The sequence below is a fragment of the Pseudomonas sp. OVF7 genome (assembly GCF_030644265.1).
GTDB classification, from domain to species: Bacteria; Pseudomonadota; Gammaproteobacteria; order Pseudomonadales; family Pseudomonadaceae; genus Aquipseudomonas; species Aquipseudomonas gorinensis.
In genome coordinates this window covers 342,779-365,804 of the sequence record NZ_CP128996.1, presented here as the reverse complement: position 1 = coordinate 365,804, position 23,026 = coordinate 342,779, and the positions used below count along the sequence as shown (strand labels likewise).

The following is a 23,026-nucleotide window of genomic DNA, read 5'->3' as shown; positions in this document are numbered from 1 at the left end:
CCCGGAGTCACCCATCATGCGTCTCAAATATGCTGTCGCAACCCTCGCTGTGCTTTCCCTCCCCGTCGGCTCAGCCATGGCCGACAGTTTCTGGCGCAATGTCATCTCCTCGGGCGCTACTACCGGCTCGACTTACCTGACATTCAAGGACCATAAGTTGGTGGTTGCCGCCCAGGACGACGCCGGCAGCTTCGTTGCCAGCGACGGCGGCATCCGTGGCCCGTACCTGGAGGCTGCGATGCAGAAGGTCCGTGCCGATAACCCTGGCCTGAAAGCCACGGACATGGAACTGGCCAATGCCATCCTGGCGAAAAACGCCATCGCTTCCGAGTAATACGGCCCCATGAAAAATGCCGCTTTTGAAGCGGCATTTTTTTTGCGCCGATATCCTACAGCCAGAGCTGGTAATTCATTAGCCAATGGCGCCGGCTTCGCCCATGAATGCCAGAGAAGTCCTGTTCACGCTAGATCCCCCTCCGCAACAAGCTATCGATCCCCTTTTACATCAAAGTGAATCGACGACCATGCAAAAGCTGTCCTTCGCCCTGTTACTCGCCGCGACCGCCAGCCCTGCCACCCAGGCGGAAGGCTGGTATGGTTCGGCAAAACTCAACAGCGCCCGCCAGGACCTTGCCAATGCTCTGCTGACCAGCCCCCGTGTCACCGCGCGGGTAGACGGCCCCAACAACGCCAAAACGTTCACCGGCTCCTTCGCGGCCGGTTACGCGCTCAGGGAAGGCTGGCGCCTGGAGGGCGAATACACCCTGCCTGGCAACTCGACGTTCAAGTCCTATTGGGCGCCTTTCAACGCCAACGTCAACAGCCTGCACACACGAAGCCAGCGTTTAATGCTCAATGGCTACAAAGACATTCCGATCACCCCCTGGCTGTCGTTTTACGGCATGGCCGGCGTGGGCGCAGCGCGGATTGACGCCAACGGTACCCAGGCCAACGACACCCGGCGCTTCGCCAGTCACCGCCAGTACAATCTCGCCTATAGCGTTGGCCTGGGACTGGACGCCAAGGTCAGTGACGAAACAACCCTGGGTGTGGGCTATCGCTATGTGGGCATGGGCAATGTTGAAACCGGCTACAACACCTTCGCCAACCGCATAAACGCACGAGATGAACAGCTCAAGGGCAAGCTCAAGGAGCAGAATCTGTTTCTTGAAACTCGAATTGCCTTCTGACCCTTATTGTCGAGATGCTGCCCACCGGGCGGCATCTTTTTGCAACGGCTGACGATTCATTCACAGGCGACAGGCTATATTCAGTCGAGCCGTGCAACCATGCCGGTACTGATCAATCTTTCTCTCATCGTCTATCTGAAACGGATGCCTTCGTCGTCATGAGCCAACAGCCCTTTCTGCCGTTCTCCAAACCCACCATCGATGAAGCCACCATCTCGGCGGTCGGCGATGTACTGCGCTCGGGCTGGATCACCAGCGGGCCGAAAGTGCAGGCATTCGAGGCACAGCTGTCGGAATACTTTGGCGGCCGCCCCGTGCGCACCTTCAACTCAGGCACCTGCACCATGGAGATCGCCTTGCGCATCGCCGGTATCGGGCCTGGCGATGAAGTCATCACCACACCGATCTCCTGGGTCGCCACGGCCAACGTGATTCTCGAAGTGGGCGCCACACCGGTGTTTGCCGACATTGACCCGGTGACCCGCAATATCGACCTGGCCCAGGTGGAAGCGGCCATCACCCCGCGTACCAAAGCGATCATCCCTGTGTACCTGGCGGGCTTGCCCGTGGACATGCCGCTGCTTTACGCGCTGGCCAACAAATACAACCTGCGCATCGTCGAAGACGCTGCCCAGGCCCTGGGTTCCAGCTGGGATGGCGAGCGCATTGGGGCCACGGGTGACTTTGTGTCCTTCAGCTTCCAGGCCAACAAGAACATCACCTCCTCCGAGGGGGGTTGCCTGGTGTTGAACAACGCCGAGGAAGCCCGCCTGGCGGAAAAGTATCGCTTGCAGGGGGTGACCCGAACCGGCTTCGACGGCCTGGACGTGGACGTGTTGGGCGGCAAGTTCAACATGACTGATATCGCTGCTGCCATCGGCCTGGGGCAATTTGCCCATATCGAGAAGATCACCGCCCATCGCCGGCACCTGGCACAGCACTACTTCAAGTGCTTCGGCAGTGACTTTGAAGAGAAGTACGGCGCGCAACTGCCGCCGCCGGACTTTGAAAACAGCAACTGGCACCTGTTCCAACTGGTGCTGCCGGAACGTCAGGACGGCCTGCCCGCCCGCGCCACCTTCATGGAGCAGATGCAAGCCCTTGGCGTCGGCATTGGCTATCACTACCCGCCGATCCACCTGTTGAGCCTGTATCGGGCACAGGGCTTCAAGGAAGGCATGTTCCCGGTGGCGGAGCGTGTTGGACGTTTGATCGTGTCGTTGCCGATGTTCACGGCGATGACAGAGGCGGATGTGGAGCGGTCGGTAGCGGCAGTGAAGGCTGTGTTGAAACGCTGAATGCCTGTTGCAGGAGCCGGGTGACCGGCTCCTGCAGCGGAATCACTCGCCGATGGCGGCCTTGTAGGCAGCAGCATCGAACAGTTTGGCCAGGTCGGCGTCAACGCTGCTTGGCTTGAGCTTGAAGATCCAGGCACCGTACGGGTCGGAGTTCAGCAACTCAGGGCTGCCGCCCAGCTCTTCGTTAACCGCAATCACTTCGCCAGCAACTGGCGAGTAGATATCAGACGCCGCTTTAACCGACTCCACGACACCCGCCGTTTCACCCGCCGCAAACACTTTGCCAACCTCGGCCAACTCAACAAACACCACATCACCCAACGCTTCCTGGGCATGGTCGGAGATACCGACGGTCACAGTACCGTCAGCTTCCAGACGCGCCCATTCGTGACTTTCGGCAAAACGCAGGTCGGCAGGGATATTGCTCATAGTCTGTGTCCTCAAGAAGAAATGTCAGCAGCCTTTGGCCTGCCGGAAAAGTTAGATCAAGGTTTTGCCATGGCGCACGAAGGTCGGTTTGACCACTCGAACCGGGTACCACTTGCCGCGGATTTCCACTTCGGCCCGATCGGCAGTCGCCATCGGTACGCGCGCCAGGGCAATGGATTTGCTCAGCGTAGGAGAGAAACTACCACTGGTGATCTCTCCTTCGCCAACATTGGCGATACGAACCACTTGGTGAGCGCGTAAAACCCCACGCTCTTCCAGCACCAAGCCGACCAATTTGGTCTGCACACCGGCCCCCAGTTCGGCTTCCAGCGCGGCGCGGCCGATGAAACGGCGCTCGGCCGGCTCCCACGCAATGCTCCAGGCCATGTTGGCCGCCAGGGGCGAAACGTCCTGGTGGATATCCTGCCCATACAGGTTCATGCCCGCTTCCAGGCGCAAGGTATCGCGGGCGCCCAGGCCGATAGGAGAAATACCGGCGCCCACCAGATCGTTGAAAAAACCCGGCGCCTGGTCGGCAGGCAGGACAATCTCCAGGCCGTCTTCGCCGGTGTAGCCCGTACGGGCGATAAACCAATCACCGTCGGCCTGGCCTTCGAAGGGCTTGAGCTGATGAATCAGGGTGCCGCGGGACTGGGTAACCAGCTCGGCAATCTTCTGCCGGGCATGGGGGCCTTGAATCGCGAGCATGGCCAATTCGGGCCGCTCGAGCAATTGCGCCTGGTAGGTGCCCAACTGAGCCTGCATCCAGGCCATATCCTGATCGCGGGTAGCGGCATTGACCACCAGCCGATAACCGGTTTCGGTGCGGTAGACGATCATGTCGTCCACCACCCCACCCTGCTCGTTGAGCATGGCGCTGTACAACGCACGGCCGCAGCCCTGCAGACGATCGACATCATTGGCCAGCAGGTGCTGGAGCCATTCCTTGGCCTCGGGGCCTGTGACATCGATCACGGTCATATGAGATACATCGAACACCCCGCAGTCGCGCCGCACCTGATGGTGCTCTTCAACTTGCGAGCCGTAGTGCAGAGGCATATCCCAACCGCCAAAATCGACCATTTTCGCGCCTAGGGCGAGATGCAGGTCATACAGAGGCGTACGCTGTCCCATGGGTTTCTCCTTCCGGGCTTGGCGAAGGTGCGTAAGGTTGCCGTTCGCGCTGCAAACCTTGAATTACAAGGCCTGCAGCCACATACAGCGACCCGACCCGAAAGACGGACCGCACCGAATGCCGCGCATTGTAGCCGCAAGCTGTAGGACTGGCACCTAGCCGATTTGTCGGGCGGAGCGACGGATCAGCCCGATCACCGGCAGCAAGCCCACCAACACCAGGGTCAGCGCCGGCAAGGAAGCCCGCGCCCACTCCCCTTCGCTGGTCATTTCAAAAATCCGCACCGCCAGGGTGTCCCAGCCAAACGGGCGCATCAGCAGGGTGGCGGGCATTTCCTTGAGCACGTCGACGAACACCAGCAACGCAGCGCTCAGGGTCCCGGGCAGCAGCAACGGCAGATACACCTTGCAAAACAGTCGTGGGCCGCTCACCCCAAGACTGCGCGCCGCCTCCGGCAACGATGGACGGATTCGTGCCAGGCTGTTTTCCAGCGGCCCGTAGGCCACCGCGAGGAAGCGCACCAAGTACGCCAGCAGCAGTGCCGACAGGCTGCCGAGCAACAACGGCCTGCCCGCACCGCCGAGCCAGCCCGACAGCGGCACCACCAACTCACGGTCCAGGTAGCTGAATGCCAACATCATCGACACCGCCAGCACCGAGCCCGGCAAGGCATAACCGACATTCGCCAGGCTGATGCCGGAGCGAATTGCCCTGGTCGGCGCCAGGCGATTGGCGAACGCCAGAATCAACGCCACGCTGACCGTGATCAGCGCGGCGGTACCGCCCAGGTACAGCGTGTGGACGATCAGGCCGGTATAGCGTTCATCCAGGTCGAACCGACCGCGCTGCCAGAACCAGGCAACCAGTTGCAGCACCGGAATGACAAACGCACAGCCGAACACCAATCCACACCAGGCACTGGCCGCCGCCGCCTTGAACCCGCGCAGGTGGTACAGCGCCTTGCCGCGCGGTCGTTCATTGCTCGGTCGGCTGGCGCCCCGGGCTCGCCGTTCGCCGTACAGCACCAGCATCACCACCAACAGCAACAGGCTGGCCAGTTGGGCCGCGCTGGAGAGGCTGAAAAAGCCGTACCAGGTCTTGTAGATGGCGGTGGTGAAGGTATCGAAGTTGAACACCGAGACCGCACCGAAATCCGCCAGGGTTTCCATCAATGCCAGCGCCACGCCGGCGCCAATCGCCGGGCGCGCCATGGGCAAGGCCACGCGCCAGAACGCCTGCCATGGCGATTGCCCAAGCATGCGCGCGGCTTCCATCAGGCCCTTGCCCTGAGCCAGGAAGGCGGTGCGCGCCAGCAGGTAGACGTAGGGATAGAACACCAGCACCAAAACAATGACCACGCCGCCCGTGGAGCGCACGCGCGGCCAGCGTAGCCCCGTGCCGAACCAGTCGCGCAGCAGGGTCTGCACCGGGCCGGAGAAGTCCAGCAAGCCGACAAATACGAACGCCAGCACATACGCAGGAATCGCGAAGGGCAACATCAGCGCCCAGTCCAGCCAGCGCCGCCCGGGAAACTCGCAGAGGCTGGTCAGCCAGGCCAGGCTTACGCCCAACAGGGTCACGCCAATACCGACGCCCAGCACCAGGATCAGGGTATTGCCCAGCAAGCGCGGCATCTGGGTTTGCCAGAGGTGGGACCAGATCTGCCCATCGATGCTTTGCCAGGACAGCAACAGCACGCTCAGCGGCAGCAGCACCAGCGCGGCGACGATAAAGACCGGCGCGTACCAGCGACGTTGGGCGGGGTGGACCAAGAGCAAATTCCCAGGGAAGAGTATCTAAAGGCAGACACAAAAGGGGCGGCGTTTACCCATTCAGTTCCAGCCAGCGCGATCCATCAGGCGAATGGCCTCGGCCTGGCGCTTGCCCGCGACTTCCACCGGCAAGGTATCGGCCACGAACTTGCCCCAGGTCGCGACTTCGGCAGACGGTGGCACCGCCGGGTTGGCCGGGAATTCCTGGTTCACGTCGGCGAAGATCTTCTGCGCCTCAGGTGTGGTCATCCATTCCACCAAGGCCTTGGCGGCTTCCGGGTGCGGCGCATGCTTGGTCAGGCCGATACCGGACAGGTTCACATGCACGCCACGGTCGCCCTGGTTGGGCCAGAACAACTTCACCGCCAGGTCCGGCTTCTGCTTATGCAGGCGGCCGAAGTAGTACGTGTTGACGATACCCACGTCGCACTGCCCGGCGTTGATCGCTTCGAGCACGGCGATGTCATCGGAGAACACGTCGGTGGACAGGTTGTTGACCCAGCCCTTGACGATTTCTTCGGTCTTGGCCGCGCCATGGGTTTCGATCAGGGTGGCGGTCAGCGACTGGTTGTAGACTTTTTTCGCCGTGCGCAGGCACAGGCGGCCTTCCCATTGTTTGTCGGCCAGGGCTTCGTAAGTCGTCAGGTCGCCGGGTTTGACCCGGTCGGTGGAGTAGGCGATGGTCCGCGCGCGCAAGCTCAAGCCGGTCCAGGCATGGGCCGACGAGCGATATTGAAGAGGGATGTTCTTGTCGATCACTGGGGAGGTGAACGGTTGCAGGATGCCCATTTGCTCAGCCTGCCAGAGGTTGCCGGCGTCGACGGTGAGCAGCAGGTCGGCAGTGGCGTTTTCGCCCTCGGCCTTGATGCGCTGCATCAACGGGGCTTCCTTATCGGTGATGAACTTCACCTGCACGCCGGTCTTTTGGGTGTAGGCGTCGAATACCGGCTTGATCAGTTCGTCGATGCGCGAGGAGTAGACCACGACTTCGTCGGCCGCCTGCACGGTGGTGCTGCCGATAAGGGTTAGGGCCAGGGCAGTCAGGAGGCGCTTGGGTGCCAACATGGGTGCGGTCTCTCATATGCAAATTGAAAGCAAATGATAGGGACTCACATTTGGCAGCTCAATCAAACACTCAGCGGAGGCGTTACCAGATGTTGCACGGCGCCTTCAGGGCCGTGCCAACTCTGGTAGATCCCCAGTCAGGCCAAGGGCCTGACGCACGAATACCGCCTTGGCTTCCGGCATTTGATCAACCATTTTCAACCCGGCATTACGCAACCAGCGCAACGGCAGTTGATCGGCCTGGAACAAGCGCTCGAAGCCTTCCATCGCCGCCATCAACGCCAGGTTGTGCGGCATGCGCCGACGCTCGTAACGGCTCAGCACTTTCACATCCGCCAGGCGTTCGCCACGTTCAGTCGCCGACAACAGCACCTCGGCCAGGACCGCCGCGTCGAGGAAGCCCAGGTTCACGCCCTGCCCGGCCAACGGGTGGATGACGTGTGCGGCGTCGCCGATCAACGCCAGGCCTTCGGCCACATAGCGCTTGGCATGGCGTTGGCGCAATGGCACACAGACACGCGGATCAGCGCTGAGCACCGTGCCCAGTCGGCCTTCAAAGGCGCGTTCCAGCTCACGGCAAAAGCTTTCATCCTCAAGCGCCATCAGGCGTGCGGATTCAGCTGGCGTGGTCGACCAGACGATCGAGCACCAGTCTTCCTGACCATCGCGCACCAATGGCAAGAAGGCCAGCGGACCGGTATCGGTAAAGCGCTGCCAGGCGGTGCGCTGGTGCGGCTGGCTGCTGCGCACGCTGGTGACAATCGCGTTATGCAGGTAATCCCACTCGCGGGTCGCGGTGCCAGTCAGGCGGCGTACGGCGGAATTGGCGCCATCGGCGGCCACCACCAGCGGCGCGCGCAATTTGCGGCCATCGGCCAGGGTCAGCAGCCAGTCATCGCCGGAGCGGCGCATTTGCTCCAGGCGTGCATTGGCCAGCAGGCCGAGGTCACAGTCATGCAGGCGATCAAGCAGGGCATCCTGGACCACACGGTTTTCGACGATATGCCCGAGCACTTCGGCATGCACGCTGGCCGCCGAAAAGTGGACCTGCCCGGTGCCGCTGCCGTCCCACACCTGCATCTCTGCGTAAGGGCTGGCGCGGCGGTCGACGATGCCGTCCCACACGCCCAGGCGCTCGAGGATGCGCTGGCTGGCGGCCGACAAGGCGCTGACCCGCGGCTCGAAGGCGGCGTCACGTTCGAACGGCTTGACGCTCAACGGGCTGCCGTCCAGCAGCAGCACCTGCAGGCCACTGCCCTGCAACGCCAGCGCCAGGGCGCTTCCGACCATTCCGGCCCCGACAATCAGCACATCTGCGCGCATGTCCATGCTTTAAGCCTGTCTCGCTGGCGGCTTGCGCCGCACGTAAAGGGTTTTGTCGACTCGCGCCACCAGGGTGCCGGAGCCGTCATGAATCTGGACCTTGAGGCGGGGCAAATACTTCTCGCCGCCTGCGGTCTGTCGACGCACCTCATCCAGCAAGGCGTCGTCGATGGAAAACTCGGCATACACCGGGCCTTTGCCCGGCGAGACGAAGTCGATGCTGGCCGCCTTGTCCCACACAATGTAGTCGCGGCCCAGGTTCTCCATCAGCATCAGCATGTAGAACGGGTCGACCATCGAATAGAGGCTGCCGCCGAACTGCGTACCCACGTAGTTACGGTTGTACCACCCCAGGCCCATGCGCACTTTGACGTGGCGAAAATCGGCGCTCATGTGCTGCACGCTGATCCCCGCGCCCAGATACGGCGGGTAAAGGGTCATGACCCAACGCAATAAACGCGCTTTACCCAGGCGAGCGACCAGCCACTTACGCATCGGGACGCGTACCCAGGCCCATGGCCTGCCGGGCGAACCAGCGTTTGGCCGGTGGCAGCAGGTCCAGGCCCAGCAAGCCCATGTTGCGGCCCAGGGCGACCAGCGGTTGGGCACTGCCGAACAGGCGCGTGACCTGGTCGGAGAAGCCCACGGTCAGCTTCTGATCCAGCCGCTGACGCTCGCGATAGGCCTGCAAGGTGGCCAGGTCGCCCGGCACCGTCGGCCCGGCCAACAGGGCCTCGGCCAAGGCATTGGCATCACGCAGGGACAGGTTGAAACCCTGCCCGGCAATCGGGTGCAGACTGTGGGCGGCATTGCCGAGGATCGCCAGGTGGGAGCGGACTTGTTCTTCGGCTTCCACCAGGGTCAGCGGGTACAGGTGACGAGCCCCCACTTGCTTCAGGGTGCCCAGGCGGTAACCAAACACGCCCTGCAACTCACTCAAGAAACTGCGTTCATCCAGGCTGGCCAAGCGCTGGGCGTCCATGCCGATGCGGGTCCACACCAGCGCGCAACGGTTGTCCGGCAGCGGCAGCAAGGCCATCGGCCCCTCATCGGTAAAGCGCTCGAAGGCTTCGCCGTTGTGGGCTTCGCTCGGGGTGATATTGGCGATCAGCGCGCTCTGGTTGTAGGGGCGGGTTTTCACGCCGATGCCCAGTTGCTCACGCAAACCGGAGCGGCCACCATCCGCGAGCACCGCGAGGTCGCATTCCAGTACGGTTTCATCGTTGAGGGTCAGGCGGTAGCCATCCGGCAGCGGTTCCATGCGCGTGACTTCCGCCGGGCAGCGCCAACTGACCACCTCTTTATCCAAGCCTTGCCACAAGCACTGGCCGAGCCAGGCGTTTTCCACCACATAGCCAAGGGCAGGAACGCCCTCCTCCATGGCGGATAACCGCGCGGTGGAGAAACGCCCGCGGTCCGACACATGAATCTGCTTGATCGGTTCTGCGCGGCGGGAGATGTGCTGCCAGAGCCCCAGGCGCTGGTAAATCTGCCGAGCGCCAAACGACAGCGCCGAGGAGCGTGCATCGTAGCTAGGCTGGTAGCTGTCACCCGGGGCGAAGGGTTCGATCAGCACGATCTTCCAGCCTCGGGCCTTTGCCCCCGCTTGCAATGCCAGCGCCAGGCTGGCGCCCACCAGGCCGCCACCGATGATCGCCAGGTTGACCCGGCTCATCGGGCAGCCGCCATCAGGGCTTCAATGTCGGCGACGGTCTTGGGCACGCCGACGGTCAGGATTTCACAGCCTTGCTTGGTCACTACCACGTCGTCCTCGATGCGCACGCCAATGCCACGCCATTTCTTTGCCACATTCTGGTTGTCCGGCGATATGTAGATCCCCGGTTCCACGGTCAATGCCATGCCGACCTCCAGCACACGCCATTCACCGCCCACTTTGTACTCGCCCACATCGTGCACATCCATGCCCAGCCAGTGGCCGGCTCGGTGCATGTAGAAAGCCCGGTAGGCTTCGCTGGCAATCAACTCGTCCACGTCACCCTGCAGCAAGCCCAGTTTGACCAGCCCGGCGGTGATGACCTGCACGGTTGCCTCGTGGGCCTGGTTCCAATGCTTGTTCGGCGCTATCTCGGCAAAGGCGGCTTCCTGGGAGGCCAGCACGATTTCATAGATCGCCTTCTGCTCCGGCGAGAACTTGCCATTGACCGGCCAGGTGCGGGTGATGTCGCTGGCGTAGCAGTCGATCTCGCAACCGGCATCGATCAGCACCAGGTCGCCGTCCTTGAGCACGGCGTCATTCTGCTGGTAATGCAGGATGCAGCTGTTGCGCCCGGCGGCGACGATGGAGCCATAGGCCGGCATTTTCGCGCCGCCCTTGCGGAACTCGTAATCCAGTTCGGCTTCCAGGCTGAATTCATGCAAGCCGGCGCGGCTGGCCTGCATCGCCTTCACATGGGCCGCGCAGGAAATTCGCGCAGCCTCGCGCATCACCTTCACTTCCGCCGCCGATTTATACAGGCGCATGTCGTGGAGCAAATGATCCAGGGCAACGAATTCGTTCGGGGGCTGGGCACCGAGGTGCGCTTTAGAGCGGATGACGTTGATCCACTCCATCAGGTGCCGATCGAATTCAGCGTTGCTGCCCATGGCCGAATACACCCGGTCGCGACCTTCGATCAAGCCGGGCAGGATGTCGTCGATATCGGTGATGGGGAAGGCATCGTCGGCGCCAAAATCGCGGATCGCGCCCTCGGTACCGGCGCGCAGGCCGTCCCACAGTTCGCGTTCGGCATTGCGCTCGCGGCAGAACAGCACGTACTCGCCGTGCTGGCGACCGGGCATCAGCACGATCACCGCCTGGGGCTCGGGGAAACCGCTCAGGTACTGGAAGTCGCTGTCCTGGCGATAGACGTGCTCGACATCACGGTTGCGGATCGCCACGGCGGCGGCCGGCAGGATCGCGATGCTGTTGGGTTCCATCTGCGCCATGAGCGCCTTGCGGCGCCGGGTGTATTCCGCTTTGGGGATATGGATCATGGGCAGATGGGCTTCCTTTCTCAGTGCAGCGAAGGCTTGGGGGCAGCCGGCTCAGCGGACTTCTTGGTCTCGGTGAACAGCAGCAACGGTGCGACGCGCAGGTATTCCATGACTTCCATGTAGTCGCCTTCGCCGTCTTCGGACTCTTCCAGGGCGTCTTGCACCTGGGAGATGGCCGCCAGGTCCTGCAACACTTCCTTGGCATCGGTGCTCAGCTCCAGGCCACCGGCGTTCACGCCGAAACCGTGGAGGAAGCCCTGGCACCATTGGCCCAGTGCGGCGGCGCGTTCGGCGAGCGGTGCATCGTCGGTCGGCAGCAGCAGGACCACGGTGACGTCATCACCGGTCAGCTCGCCCTTGACCATCTCTTGCAGGCCGATCAGCGCGTTACGCACGTTGTCGGTCGGTTCGGTTTCCAGCAGCTCGGCCACATCGGCCAGCCAGTTGTCGGCATCAAAGCCAACGCCGGTGCAACTGCGGCCGAGCAACACGCCGTGCAGTTCGGCAGGCGAGCAAGGATGACCGCTGGTGCTCAGCAGTTTGGAAAAAGCATCGTACGGGGAGTTCTGAATGGGCATGGTGAGCTAGGCGCCAGACGGCGCAATGTCTAGAATGGAGCGCTGTATCCTAGCACCGGCAGACGTACCAAGACTATCGAGGGCGTCAGATCGTTTATCCTGCAGTTGCCATTCATCAGACAAATCCAGTGGAACCCAATGGAAGACACCGACCTGCAAGCGCTGATGGCCAGACTCGAATTGCTAATTGATCGGGTCGAGCAACTAAAGAGCCAAAACGGACTCCTATTAGCTCAGGAAAAGACCTGGCGCGAGGAACGCGCTCACCTCATTGAAAAAAACGAAATCGCCCGGCGTAAGGTCGAATCGATGATTTCGCGCCTGAAGGCCCTGGAGCAAGACTCATGAGTTCAAGCAATAGCGTTACCGTGCAGATCCTCGACAAAGAGTATTCGATCATTTGCCCCCAGGAAGAACGCAGCAACCTGGTGAGCGCTGCCCGCTACCTGGATGGCAAGATGCGTGAAATCCGCAGCAGCGGCAAAGTCATCGGCGCCGACCGCATCGCCGTGATGGCCGCGCTGAACATCACCCACGATCTGCTGCACAAGCAGGAACGTCCTGACGTACAGGCCAGCGGTTCAACACGCGAACAGGTGCGTGACCTGCTCGAACGCGTTGATCTGGTGCTCTCCAGCGACTCAGACGCACCCAAGGGCTGATTGCCGCGACTGTTTAAGGTATACTCGCCCCACTCCCTGGCGTGCTTGCCAGTCGGCGATGTCCCGGAGCCGATTCGCACTACCCTGGAAGTTGCACGTTGGGCTGGTGTGCATGTCCGCTAGACGGAAAGCCTTAAAGCCTACTGCTTCTTCCACCTTGAACTTTCGGGTTCAAGGGCTTAGTCGACAGCGGTTCTGTCGGGGAGCCTGATTTCCAAACTCAATGCCAGTCTTAAGGACTGGCATTGTTTTATGAGCCGAAAACCATGACCGAACCTGCGCCGCTTTCCCGTCCGCACCTTCGACGCATGTTGCGCAAGGCCCGCCGTGCGCTCACCCCCAGCGAGCAGCGCCGGGCGGCCCTTGGCTTGTATCGGCAACTGGCACAGCACCCGCTGTTTCGCCGGGCCAAACATATTTCTCTATACCTGCCGACGGACGGTGAAATCGATCCGCGCCTGCTGCTGCGCGCGGCCCAGCGCCGGGGCAAGGCCACCTACCTGCCAGTACTCAGCGCCTGGCCGAGAACCAAGATGGTCTTCCAACGCGTGAGCCCAGGGGAAAAACTGCTGCCCAATCGGTTTCGCATTCTCGAACCCCGGATAAACGCCTGCCGCCAGCGCAAGGTGTGGACACTGGACCTGGTGTTGCTCCCGCTGGTGGGGTTCGACGACGCGGGGGGGCGCCTGGGCATGGGCGGTGGTTTTTATGACCGCAGCCTGGCCTACCTCGCTCGCCGCAAGAGCTGGCGCAAGCCGACGCTGCTGGGGCTGGCCCATGAGTGTCAGAAGGTCGATCGGTTGGCGCAGGCGAGTTGGGATGTGCCGCTGGCGGGCACGGTCACTGACAAGTATTGGTATATCGCAGAGACGCCACTGGAGTCAGCGGCGCCTTGAATAAGGGTCAGCGCTTGAACGGTTTAGGCTGCTGCTGAGCCAGTTCAACGGGTGCATCGGTCTTGTTCGACCACAAGCTTTGCGCATACCCGGTGGTCACGACGCCCAGACCAAACAAAATCACCAATATCCATAGTAAATCCGGTTTACGTTGCATCGATTGCCCCCCTTCAGGCATCTCGTACACGATGACAACAACGTTCCAAAGTAGTCCGTTGCAGCTGCGTCAAGCTTAAAATCCCGGCATTCTGCGTTAACGTGAACCAACACGCAAACCTTGGCGTCAACCGACTGTCGGTTTGTCATGGAATTGCCTGACAACTTGCCCAACGCCTTTTTCAGGAGCCCCCAAATGGCCTATTGGCTGATGAAATCCGAGCCCGACGAACTCTCCATCAAAGGCCTGGAAACGCTTGGCGAAGCCCGCTGGGATGGGGTGCGTAACTATCAGGCGCGCAACTTCCTGAGGGCGATGGCGGTGGGTGACCAATTTTTCTTCTATCACTCCAGCTGCCCCGAGCCTGGTATTGCCGGCATCGGCACCATCGTCGAGGCCGCCTACCCGGACCCGACCGCACTGGAGCCGGACAGCCACTATTTCGACGCCAAGGCCAGCCCGGAGAAAAATCCATGGAGCGCGATCAACGTGGCCCATGTCGAGACGTTCCCCAGCGTACTGGGCCTGGGGTACCTGAAGCAGCAAGCCGCCCTTGCCGAGCTGCCTCTGGTGCAAAAAGGCAGCCGTCTCTCGGTGATGCCAGTTACCGCCGAGCAATGGGCCGCGGTCTTGGCGCTACGCTGACGGCAGGAGCCAGCTTGCTCGCGAAGAGCGCAGCTTCACCGCGACCTTCCAGGCTGGTCGCGTTATCGTTTACATTTTTCGCGAGCCAGCTCGCTCCTTCAGTTCATTTGATCGGTATCAACGCCTTCTGAGGCAAGGCCGGTCAAACTAGGACGCTAACGCCGCAGGATGCATTCATGTCGACGAACCATCGCACCTCCCAGCTGTTTGCCTCGCTCCTGATTGTGTTGCTGCTCGCCGCCGGCGGCTTCGGTTACTGGAAATCCACCCAGGACCGCCTGCCCGAAGGCTTGAGCATGGGCAACGGTCGCCTGGAATCCACTGAGGTGCAGATTGCCGCCAAGATACCCGGGCGCCTCGCCGAAGTGCGCGTGGATGAAGGCGACAAGGTGCTCAAGGGCCAACTGCTGGCGCGCATGGACACCCGAACCCTGGAGGCCCAGCGCGCCCAGGCTGAAGCCGAGGTGCTGCGCGCCAAGGAAAACTTCGCCGCTGCCGAAGCCAATGTGCAACTGCGCCAAAGCGAGCAACTGTTGGCCCATCAGGAGCTCAAGCGTACGCAGGAGCTATACGCGCGCGGCTTTGCCAGCAGCCAACTGATCGACCAGCAGCAGGCTCGCCAGAATACCGGCAATGCGGCCGTAGTCGCGGCCCAAGCCCAGGTCAATTCGGTCAAGGCGGCCATCGGCGCCGCCGAAGCCCAGGTGGCGCAACTCACCAGCGAAATCGATGACAGCAGCCTGCGCGCGCCCATCGACGGCATTATCCAGCTACGCCTGGCTGAACCGGGCGAAGTGCTCGCCGCCGGTGGGCGCGTGTTGCTGCTGATCGACCCACAAGATCAATACATGAACCTCTACTTGCCCGCCTCTGTGACCGGCCGCCTGACCGTCGGCAGCGATGCGCGCATCCTCCTCGATGCACTCCCCGACCAACCGCTGCCGGCCAAAATCAGCTTTGTCGCGGCCAAATCGCAATTCACGCCCAAGGAAGTGGAAACCCGCGACGAACGCCAGAAACTGGTATTCCGCGTCAAACTGCGCCTGACCCAACCCAGCGCCGTGCCGCAGGCCAAGCCCGGCATGCCCGGTGCCGGCTATGTGCGTACGGCTGACATCGACTGGCCGGCCAACCTGAAATGACCGACCTGGCGCTGCACGCCACAGGTGTTCAGCACCGCTATGGCAAGCAACAGGCGCTGATCGACATCGCCTTCAGCCTGCCCGCCGGTACGCGCTGCGGGCTGATAGGCCCGGATGGCGCGGGCAAGTCGAGCCTGCTGGGCTTGATCGCCGGGGTTAAACACCTTCAGGAAGGCCAACTGGAGGTGCTCGGCGGCTCCATCGCCGACCGCCGCCATCGCAACAGCCTGTACCCGCGCATCGCCTTTATGCCCCAGGGCCTGGGCGGCAACCTGTATCCCGAGTTGTCCATCAGCGAAAACATCCGCTTCTTCGCCACGCTGTTTGGCCTGTCGAAAGCCGACTGCGACCAGCGCATGCACAACCTGCTGCTGGCCACCGACCTCGCCCGTTTCGCCGAGCGCCCGGCCGGCAAACTCTCGGGCGGGATGAAACAGAAGCTCGGCCTGTGCTGCGCACTGATCCACGACCCGGACCTGCTGATCCTTGACGAGCCCACCACTGGCGTCGACCCGCTGTCGCGTAGACGCTTCTGGGAACTGGTCGATACCGTACGTGCCGAGCGCCCGCAACTGACCCTGCTGGTGGCCACGGCCTACATGGAGGAGGCCGAGCAGTTCGAACATTGCCTGATGCTCGATCGCGGCAAACTGATCGCCAACGGGCTTAGCAGCGAACTGGCGGCGGCCACACCCAGCGGAAAACTGGATGAAGCCTTCACCCACTTCCAGGGCGACAGCGCCCACAACAACCAGCCACTGGTGATCCCGCCCAGGGCAAGCGCCAACACCGATATCGCCATCGAAGCCCACGACCTGACCCTGCGCTTCGGCGACTTCACGGCAGTCAACAAGGTCAGCTTCGCTATTGGCCGGGGCGAGATCTTCGGTTTCCTCGGTTCAAACGGTTGCGGCAAGACCACCACCATGAAGGTCCTCACCGGCCTGATGCCGGCCACCGAAGGCAGTGCCACGTTGCTGGGCAACCCGGTGAACGCCAAGGACCTGGCCACCCGCAAGCGCGTGGGCTTCATGTCGCAGAGCTTCTCACTGTATGGCGAACTCAGCGTGCGCCAGAACCTGGTGTTGCATGCGCAGTTGTTCGACTTGCCCAAGGCCGACAGTGGCGCGCGGATCGACGAACTGATCCAGCGCTTCGACCTGGGCGAAGTCGCCGAGCAGCCGTCCGGTGAACTGCCCCTTGGCCTGCGCCAACGGTTGTCGCTGGCCGTGGCGGTGCTGCATCGCCCCGAGGTGCTGATCCTCGATGAACCGACCTCAGGCGTAGACCCAGCGGCGCGGGATGATTTCTGGCGGTTGCTGATCGAGCTATCGCGCGAACAGGGGGTGACGATCTTCCTGTCCACTCACTTTATGAACGAAGCCCAGCGCTGCGACCGCATCTCCCTGATGCATGCGGGCAAGGTGCTGGCCTGCGACACGCCCGACGCGCTGCAACAGCAGTTCCACGGCGACACCCTTGAAGCCGCGTTTGTCACGTGCCTGGAGCAAGCCCAGGGCGAACCGGAACCGACGGCGCCTACCGCCACCGTCAGCGAAACCACTGCACCGCCTGTGAGCAAGCGCGGGTTCAGCCTGGCGCGCCTACTGGCCGTGGCCAGTCGCGAAGGCAAGGAACTCTTGCGCGACAAGGTGCGCATGGCCTTCGCCCTGCTCGGGGCGATGTTCATGATGGTGATCTTCGGCTACGGCATTTCCCTGGATGTGGAAAACCTCGCCTTTGCCGTCTACGACCAGGACCAGACCCCGCAAAGCCGTGCCTACCTGGAAGCCTTTCGCAGCTCGCGCTATTTCGCCGAGCAAACGCCAATCCAGGATGCCAACGAACTGCACCGGCGCCTGCAACGCTCGGAAATCAAACTGGCGCTGGAAATCCCGCCGGGCTTTGGTCGTGATCTTTACGCCGGTCGCCAGCCCACCGTGGCCGCGTGGCTCGACGGCGGCATGCCGTTTCGCGCGGAAACCAGCCGCAACTATGTCGAGGCCGTGCACCAGGGCAACCTCGAACAACTGGCCGAACTGAGCAGCTCGCCCTCGAACACACAAGCTGCCGCCAAGTTGGAAACCCGCTTCCGCTATAACCAGGACGTGGTCAGCGTAAATGCCATCGGCCCGGGCGTCATGGCGCTGATCCTGGCCTTTATACCGGCCATGCTGACGGCCCTGGGCATCGTGCGCGAGAAGGAGCTGGGCTCGATCACCAACTTCTATGCCACGCCCCTGACCCGCCTGGAGTTTTTGCTGGGCAAACAGGCGCCCTACCTGGCAGTGAGCCTGGTGAACCTGGCTGTACTGGTGGCGATGAACCGCTGGCTGTTCGGCGTGCCGTTCAAGGGCAGCGCCCTGACCCTGGCGTTTGGCGGCCTGCTGTACGTGCTCGCCACCACCAGCATGGGCCTGCTGATTTCCGCATTCACGCGCACCCAGATCGCGGCGATCCTCGGCACCATGATCATCACCAGCCTGCCGACCATCCAGTTCTCCGGGCTGATCGTGCCGCGCTCGTCCCTGGAGGGCGCGGCGGCGGTGATGGGCATGCTGTTTCCGGCGGGGCACTTTCTCGATATTGCGGTGGGCACCTTCACCAAGGCCCTGGACTTGCGCCAGTTGTGGCCACAGTGCCTGGCGCTGTTCGGATTTTTCCTCGGTTTTACCGGACTGAGCCTGATCATGCTCAAGAAGCAGGAGGCCTGATGCACAAGTTTGCGCATATCCTGCGCCTGGGGATCAAGGAGCTGACCAGCCTGCGCCACGACAGTGTGTTGCTGCTGTTTCTGTTCTACGCCTTCACGGTGGCGATCTATATGCCCGCCGCGGGCTCGGTGATTGGGGTGCACCATGCCAGCGTGGCATTTGTCGACGAAGACCACAGCCCGCTCTCGCGACAGATGGCCGAAGCGCTGCAACCGCCCGAGTTCCAGCCACCCGCACCGTTGGCGTACGACCAGTTGGACAAGGTCATGGACAGCGGCCAGTACACCTTCGTGATCAACGTACCGGCGAACTTCCAGGCCGACCTGTTGGCCGGTCGACAGCCCGCCGTACAGGTGAACGTCGACGCCACGGCGATGAGCCAGGCCTTTATGGGCGCCGGCTACATCGGCCGGATTTTCCAGCGCGAGTTGCTCACCTACAGCGGCCAGGCGGATAGCGCCGCGAAAGCGCCAGCGCAACTGACCACCCGGGCGCTGTTCAATACCAACCTGGAGGGTGGCTGGTTCCTGGCGGTGATCCAGATCGTCAACAACATCACCATCCTCGCCATCGTGCTCACCGGCACCGCCCTGCTGCGCGAGCGTGAACACGGCACCCTCGACCACTTGCTGGTACTGCCGCTGACAGCACTGGAAATCATGCTGGCGAAAATCTGGAGCAACATGCTGGTGGTCGTGCTGTGTACCTGGCTATCCCTGGAAGTGGTGGTCAAGGGCTTGCTCGGCGTACCGCTGGCCGGCTCGCTGGCGTTATTTCTGTTCGTGACCGCGCTGTACCTGTTTGCCAGCACGGCCCTGGGCATCTTCCTCGCCACCCTCGCCCGCTCGACGCCTCAGTTCGGCTTGCTGGCGATCCCGGTGATCATCCCGATGCTGCTGCTTTCCGGCGGCAGTACCCCGCTGGACAGCATGCCCGAGTGGTTGCAGTGGGTGATGCAGGCTTCGCCGTCGACGCACTTTGTGAGCCTGAGCGCAGCGATCCTGTTCCGCGATGCGGGCGCTAGCGTGGTGTGGCCGGACCTGCTGGCGCTGGCAGGGATCGGCCTGCTGTTCTTTGCCGTGGCGTTGGCGCGGTTCAGGAAAAGCCTGGCCTCCTGAGCGTGGCGAGCGGGCTTCTTGTTGTGGTCAGCCGGCTCGCCACAGTAAGCGCGATCGCCACAGTTACTGGATGATGAGGTTATTGAACAGCAGGTCTTCCACCACCGGTTTGCCGGTTTCGTCGCTCATCACTTGCTGGGTTTGCTTGAGTGCTTCCTGGCGCAGCTTTTCCTTGCCTTCGACACTGCTCATGGTCTCGTTGGTCTGCTGGGTGAACAGTGCCACCAACTGGTTGCGAATCAATGCATCGTTGGATTTGACCAGCGCCGCCGCTTCGGGGCCGGTGACGCGCAGGGCGATGTCGGCCTTGTACACCTTGAGCTTTGCCGTGCCATCCAGGCCATAGTTGCCCACGAACGGCGGAGTCAGGCTGATATAGCTGACCTTCGGTGCCTCACCTTCTTTGGCTTCTTCGGCCTGGGCTGCCATCGGCAAGGTCAGGGCCAGCATCAACGGGATCCACGCTTTCACAGTTCATTCCTCACATTCGATTGCCAGGTAGCATAACGCTAGCAAGGCTGAGCACAAGCTTATGGCGACTTATCAGGCCAGGGCATGCTCGTTGACCCCCGGGCGTACCCTCCTACACTTATCGGCCACGACGCCAAAAGGAATAGTCCGATGAAAGCTGTGCTGTGCAAAGCCTTCGGCCCTGCCGAAACCCTGGTGCTGGAAGAGATCCCCAGCCCGGCGATCAAGAAGAACGAAATCCTGCTGGACGTGCACGCGGCCGGGGTCAACTTCCCGGATACCTTGATCATTGAGGGCAAATACCAGTTCAAGCCGCCTTTCCCGTTCTCGCCGGGCGGCGAAGCGGCGGGGGTGGTCAGTGAAGTGGGCGAAAAGGTCAGCCACCTGAAGGTCGGCGACCGGGTCATGGCGCTGACAGGCTGGGGCAGCTTTGCCGAACAGGTCGCCGTACCCGGCTATAACGTGCTGCCGATCCCGCCGAGCATGGACTTCAACACCGCAGCCGCGTTCAGCATGACCTACGGCACGTCGATGCACGCCCTGAAACAACGGGCCAACCTGCAACCTGGCGAAACCCTGCTGGTGCTCGGCGCCTCCGGCGGCGTGGGCCTGGCCGCCGTGGAAATTGGCAAGGCCATGGGCGCGCGCGTGATCGCCGCCGCCAGCAGCGCCGACAAGCTCGCGGTGGCCAAGGCGGCCGGCGCCGATGAACTGATCAATTACAGCGAAGCCAGCCTGAAAGACGAGATCAAGCGCCTGACCGATGGCAACGGCGCCGATGTGATCTACGACCCGGTGGGTGGCGACCTGTTTGACCAGGCCATCCGCGCAATCGCCTGGAACGGCCGCCTGCTGGTCGTGGGGTTTGCCAGTGGGCGCATTCCGGAGCTACCGGTGAACCTGGCGCTGCTCAAAGGTGCGGCGGTGGTTGGGGTGTTCTGGGGCTCGTTCGCCCAGCGCCAGCCGCAGGATAATGCGGCGAACTTCCACCAGTTGTTTGCCTGGTACGCCGAGGGCAAGCTCAAGCCGCTGGTGTCGCAGGTGTATCCGCTGGAACAAGCCGCACAGGCGATCAATGATCTCGGCCAGCGCAAGGCGGTCGGCAAGGTCGTCGTCCAGACCCGCTGATAGCCACTTGAAATGCGATCAGTGTGGGAGGGGGCTTGCCCCCGATTGCTGTGGGTCAGTTGATGCAACTGTTGACTGAGTCACCGCCATCGGGGGCAAGCCCCCTCCCACATTTGCTCTGCATTGGTCTGAGAAGCGCTAAACGACCACCACGTATCGATTATCGACATGTTCGTAAGAGAACACGCGCTTGCTCTGTTTTCTTGTGTTTGCACATAAGACGCGATGCTATTTTCGGTAACGAAACTGTAACATTCGCATCCGCAGTCAAAACAAGAAATCTGGAGCTCTTGAATGTTTGCTTTTTTTCGTCCTGCCGCGCACCAGGCACCCCTGCCTGAAGAAAAAATAGACAGTACCTACCGACGACTGCGCTGGCAGATCTTCGCCGGTATTTTCTTCGGATACGCCGGGTACTACCTGCTGCGCAAGAACTTCTCCCTGGCCATGCCTTACCTGATCGACGAGGGTTACACCCGTGGCGAACTGGGCCTGGCAATGTCGGCCATCGCGATTGCCTACGGCTTGTCCAAGTTCCTGATGGGCCTGGTGTCCGACCGCTCCAACCCGCGCTACTTCCTGCCCTTCGGCCTGCTGGTATCGGCGGGGGTGATGTTCATTTTCGGTTTCGCACCTTGGGCAACGTCCAGCGTGACCATGATGTTCATTCTGCTGTTCATCAATGGCTGGGCCCAGGGCATGGGCTGGCCGCCAAGCGGACGCACCATGGTGCACTGGTGGTCGCAAAAAGAACGCGGCCGCGTAGTCTCGGTCTGGAACGTCGCGCATAACGTCGGCGGAGGCCTGATCGGCCCGCTGTTCCTGTTGGGCATGGCCTGGTTCAACGACTGGCATGCGGCGTTCTATGTGCCGGCAACCGTAGCGTTGCTGGTGGCGGCGTTTGCCTTCATCACCATGCGCGACACCCCGCAATCGGTTGGCCTGCCGCCGATCGAGCAGTACAAGAACGACTACCCGGAAGGCTACGACGCCAGCCACGAAGACGAATTCAGCGCCAAGGAAATCTTCGTCAAGTACGTGCTGCGCAACAAAATGCTGTGGTACATCGCCTTCGCCAACGTGTTCGTCTACCTGCTGCGCTATGGCGTACTGGACTGGGCGCCAACCTACTTGAAAGAAGCCAAGCACTTCACGGTCGACAAGTCGTCCTGGGCGTACTTCTTCTACGAATGGGCCGGTATTCCAGGCACGCTGTTGTGCGGCTGGATGTCGGACAAGATTTTCCGCGGTAACCGAGGCCTGACCGGCATCGTGTTCATGACGTTGGTAACCTTGGCCACCCTGGTCTACTGGCTCAACCCGCCGGGCAACCCGATGGTCGATATGATCGCGCTGTTCTCCATCGGCTTCCTGATCTACGGCCCGGTGATGCTGATCGGCCTGCAGGCGCTGGAACTGGCGCCGAAGAAAGCCGCCGGTACGGCAGCGGGCTTCACCGGCCTGTTCGGTTACCTGGGCGGTTCGGTGGCGGCGAGCGCGGCCATGGGTTACACGGTGGACCATTTCGGCTGGGACGGTGGCTTTGTGCTGTTGATCGGCGCGTGCCTGCTGGCCATCGCCTTCCTGATCCCAACCTTGTGGCACACCAACAGCGTCAGCTCGGCGCGTTAATCACCTGAGCAATCCTTGGCACAACGCTTGAGCCGCGCCTCCAGATTCTTGTCTGGCATGGCGTGGCTACGCAGGGCGTTGACGGTCTGCTCGACATAATCGCGCGTAGTGCCGTAACGCCCGCAAGCGCTTTGCAATACGTGATTGAGTACGATATCGGGCAAGTTGCCGGCGTAGCTGGGTAAATGCCGCTCCAAGACAAACCCTAACGCCTGTACCTGGCTGCCATCTTCCAGACGGCAACTGAGCCAGTGCGGCCGGTAGGAGGGGTATGGCATCTCGCGCTGCCACAGGGCATAAAGCGAGGCCTCCAGCTGATCTTCCGGCAGGCGATAGGCAAACCCGCTGCACGAACCGCCCCGATCCAGCCCGAACACCAACCCTGGTAGTTCCGGTGTACCCCGATGCTCGTGGGACCACAGGTACAGGCCCCGGTGATAACCGTGGACCCGTGCCCGCACGCGCTCGGTCGAGGAGCACTCAGGGCGCCAGATCAGCGAACCATAAGCGAATAACCAGACCGGCCCACCCTTATGCCTGGCCATGGTGGCCTGCATTGAGCTCATCAACTGTTCGTGAGTGAGTTGCGGCCCCAGATCGAGCCGCGGAGGGTAAGCCAATTGCAAAAGATCGGTTTCAATAACGGTCATGGCGGATCGCTTAGGTCTCCTGTGTTG

The 23,026-nt window shown here is 61.9% G+C and carries 24 protein-coding genes and 1 other RNA gene; 13 read left to right on the top strand and 12 right to left on the bottom strand.

Features of this window, described 5'->3' with window-relative positions; all coding sequences use genetic code 11:
• Positions 1–16: 16 nt before the first annotated feature.
• The 3 genes from QU606_RS01640 (at position 17) to QU606_RS01630 (ending at position 2,488) form a co-directional block, all read left to right on the top strand.
• On the top strand, positions 17–334 hold the full coding sequence (locus QU606_RS01640; RefSeq protein ID WP_041161049.1) for a DUF2388 domain-containing protein: 318 nt from the start codon (positions 17–19) through the stop codon (positions 332–334).
• 190 nt (positions 335–524) lie between these two features.
• On the top strand, positions 525–1,190 hold the full coding sequence (locus tag QU606_RS01635) for an outer membrane protein (RefSeq protein WP_304998054.1): 666 nt from the start codon (positions 525–527) through the stop codon (positions 1,188–1,190).
• Positions 1,191–1,348: 158 nt separating this feature from the next.
• Entirely contained in the window at positions 1,349–2,488 is a 1,140-nt protein-coding gene (locus QU606_RS01630; protein WP_069077242.1) for a DegT/DnrJ/EryC1/StrS aminotransferase family protein, read from the top strand.
• 42 nt (positions 2,489–2,530) lie between these two features.
• On the opposite strand, the gene gcvH is transcribed toward QU606_RS01630, so the two are convergent.
• The 9 genes from gcvH to QU606_RS01585 form a co-directional block, all read right to left on the bottom strand.
• On the bottom strand, positions 2,531–2,917 hold the full coding sequence (gene gcvH / locus QU606_RS01625; RefSeq protein WP_069077243.1) for a glycine cleavage system protein GcvH: 387 nt from the start codon (positions 2,915–2,917) through the stop codon (positions 2,531–2,533).
• A 51-nt stretch (positions 2,918–2,968) separates the two neighbouring features.
• On the bottom strand, positions 2,969–4,051 hold the full coding sequence (gene gcvT, locus QU606_RS01620) for a glycine cleavage system aminomethyltransferase GcvT (RefSeq protein ID WP_024077997.1): 1,083 nt from the start codon (positions 4,049–4,051) through the stop codon (positions 2,969–2,971).
• A 156-nt stretch (positions 4,052–4,207) separates the two neighbouring features.
• Positions 4,208–5,824 (bottom strand): iron ABC transporter permease, encoded by a 1,617-nt coding sequence (locus QU606_RS01615; RefSeq protein WP_304998053.1) that lies wholly within the window; start codon positions 5,822–5,824, stop codon positions 4,208–4,210.
• 60 nt (positions 5,825–5,884) lie between these two features.
• Positions 5,885–6,889 (bottom strand): extracellular solute-binding protein, encoded by a 1,005-nt coding sequence (locus QU606_RS01610; protein WP_024077999.1) that lies wholly within the window; start codon positions 6,887–6,889, stop codon positions 5,885–5,887.
• A gap of 105 nt (positions 6,890–6,994) precedes the next feature.
• The gene (locus QU606_RS01605; protein WP_168233073.1) at positions 6,995–8,212 is read right to left on the bottom strand and encodes a 2-octaprenyl-3-methyl-6-methoxy-1,4-benzoquinol hydroxylase; all 1,218 of its coding nucleotides are present in this window, start codon (positions 8,210–8,212) and stop codon (positions 6,995–6,997) included.
• 9 nt (positions 8,213–8,221) lie between these two features.
• A complete protein-coding gene (locus tag QU606_RS01600) occupies positions 8,222–8,707 on the bottom strand; it encodes a DUF4442 domain-containing protein (protein WP_024078001.1) in 486 nt (161 codons plus the stop codon).
• Positions 8,700–9,887 (bottom strand): 2-octaprenyl-6-methoxyphenyl hydroxylase, encoded by a 1,188-nt coding sequence (gene ubiH, locus QU606_RS01595; protein WP_024078002.1) that lies wholly within the window; start codon positions 9,885–9,887, stop codon positions 8,700–8,702. Before ubiH ends, QU606_RS01600 begins: the two co-directional genes overlap by 8 nt.
• Positions 9,884–11,206 (bottom strand): Xaa-Pro aminopeptidase, encoded by a 1,323-nt coding sequence (gene pepP, locus QU606_RS01590; RefSeq protein ID WP_024078003.1) that lies wholly within the window; start codon positions 11,204–11,206, stop codon positions 9,884–9,886. Before pepP ends, ubiH begins: the two co-directional genes overlap by 4 nt.
• Positions 11,207–11,226: 20 nt before the next feature.
• Positions 11,227–11,784, bottom strand: a complete 558-nt coding sequence (locus tag QU606_RS01585) for a YecA family protein (protein ID WP_021492630.1) — start codon at positions 11,782–11,784, stop codon at positions 11,227–11,229.
• A 138-nt stretch (positions 11,785–11,922) separates the two neighbouring features.
• Here QU606_RS01585 and QU606_RS01580 point away from each other — a divergent pair, with 138 nt between their 5' ends.
• The 4 genes from QU606_RS01580 to QU606_RS01565 all read left to right on the top strand — a co-directional run bounded on the left by QU606_RS01580 (position 11,923) and on the right by QU606_RS01565 (position 13,342).
• Positions 11,923–12,132, top strand: coding sequence for a TIGR02449 family protein (locus QU606_RS01580; protein ID WP_003177365.1), 210 nt, complete (start codon positions 11,923–11,925; stop codon positions 12,130–12,132).
• Positions 12,129–12,446 carry a cell division protein ZapA gene (locus QU606_RS01575; protein WP_010207385.1) on the top strand — a complete coding sequence of 106 codons (318 nt, stop codon included), beginning with the start codon at positions 12,129–12,131 and terminating at the stop codon, positions 12,444–12,446. Before QU606_RS01580 ends, QU606_RS01575 begins: the two co-directional genes overlap by 4 nt.
• Positions 12,447–12,476: 30 nt before the next feature.
• Positions 12,477–12,655: non-coding RNA, 6S RNA (gene ssrS / locus QU606_RS01570), on the top strand.
• 57 nt (positions 12,656–12,712) lie between these two features.
• The gene (locus tag QU606_RS01565) at positions 12,713–13,342 is read left to right on the top strand and encodes a 5-formyltetrahydrofolate cyclo-ligase (protein ID WP_150295571.1); all 630 of its coding nucleotides are present in this window, start codon (positions 12,713–12,715) and stop codon (positions 13,340–13,342) included.
• A 7-nt stretch (positions 13,343–13,349) separates the two neighbouring features.
• Here the strand turns inward: QU606_RS01565 and QU606_RS01560 are convergent, their stop codons facing one another.
• A complete protein-coding gene (locus QU606_RS01560) occupies positions 13,350–13,499 on the bottom strand; it encodes a hypothetical protein (protein WP_024078005.1) in 150 nt (49 codons plus the stop codon).
• A 195-nt stretch (positions 13,500–13,694) separates the two neighbouring features.
• On the opposite strand from QU606_RS01560, the gene QU606_RS01555 reads away from it, so the two are divergent.
• The 4 genes from QU606_RS01555 (at position 13,695) to QU606_RS01540 (ending at position 19,118) form a co-directional block, all read left to right on the top strand.
• Positions 13,695–14,144 carry an EVE domain-containing protein gene (locus tag QU606_RS01555; RefSeq protein ID WP_102625018.1) on the top strand — a complete coding sequence of 150 codons (450 nt, stop codon included), beginning with the start codon at positions 13,695–13,697 and terminating at the stop codon, positions 14,142–14,144.
• Between the two features lie 176 nt (positions 14,145–14,320).
• The gene (locus QU606_RS01550) at positions 14,321–15,286 is read left to right on the top strand and encodes an HlyD family secretion protein (RefSeq protein ID WP_024078007.1); all 966 of its coding nucleotides are present in this window, start codon (positions 14,321–14,323) and stop codon (positions 15,284–15,286) included.
• Positions 15,283–18,000: a ribosome-associated ATPase/putative transporter RbbA gene (gene rbbA, locus QU606_RS01545; protein WP_304998052.1), complete on the top strand. Its 2,718-nt coding sequence runs from the start codon at positions 15,283–15,285 to the stop codon at positions 17,998–18,000. Before QU606_RS01550 ends, rbbA begins: the two co-directional genes overlap by 4 nt.
• On the top strand, positions 18,000–19,118 hold the full coding sequence (locus QU606_RS01540; protein WP_024078009.1) for an ABC transporter permease: 1,119 nt from the start codon (positions 18,000–18,002) through the stop codon (positions 19,116–19,118). Before rbbA ends, QU606_RS01540 begins: the two co-directional genes overlap by 1 nt.
• 63 nt (positions 19,119–19,181) lie before the next feature.
• Here the strand turns inward: QU606_RS01540 and QU606_RS01535 are convergent, their stop codons facing one another.
• Positions 19,182–19,589: a flagellar basal body-associated protein FliL gene (locus QU606_RS01535; RefSeq protein WP_024078010.1), complete on the bottom strand. Its 408-nt coding sequence runs from the start codon at positions 19,587–19,589 to the stop codon at positions 19,182–19,184.
• Positions 19,590–19,739: 150 nt separating this feature from the next.
• Here QU606_RS01535 and QU606_RS01530 point away from each other — a divergent pair, with 150 nt between their 5' ends.
• Entirely contained in the window at positions 19,740–20,717 is a 978-nt protein-coding gene (locus QU606_RS01530) for an NADPH:quinone oxidoreductase family protein (RefSeq protein WP_069077247.1), read from the top strand.
• A gap of 294 nt (positions 20,718–21,011) precedes the next feature.
• On the top strand, positions 21,012–22,349 hold the full coding sequence (glpT, locus tag QU606_RS01525) for a glycerol-3-phosphate transporter (protein ID WP_024078012.1): 1,338 nt from the start codon (positions 21,012–21,014) through the stop codon (positions 22,347–22,349).
• On the opposite strand, the gene QU606_RS01520 is transcribed toward glpT, so the two are convergent.
• A complete protein-coding gene (locus QU606_RS01520; protein ID WP_024078013.1) occupies positions 22,346–22,999 on the bottom strand; it encodes a gamma-glutamylcyclotransferase in 654 nt (217 codons plus the stop codon). The two genes, glpT and QU606_RS01520, sit on opposite strands and share 4 nt — an antisense overlap.
• Positions 23,000–23,026: the final 27 nt, after the last annotated feature.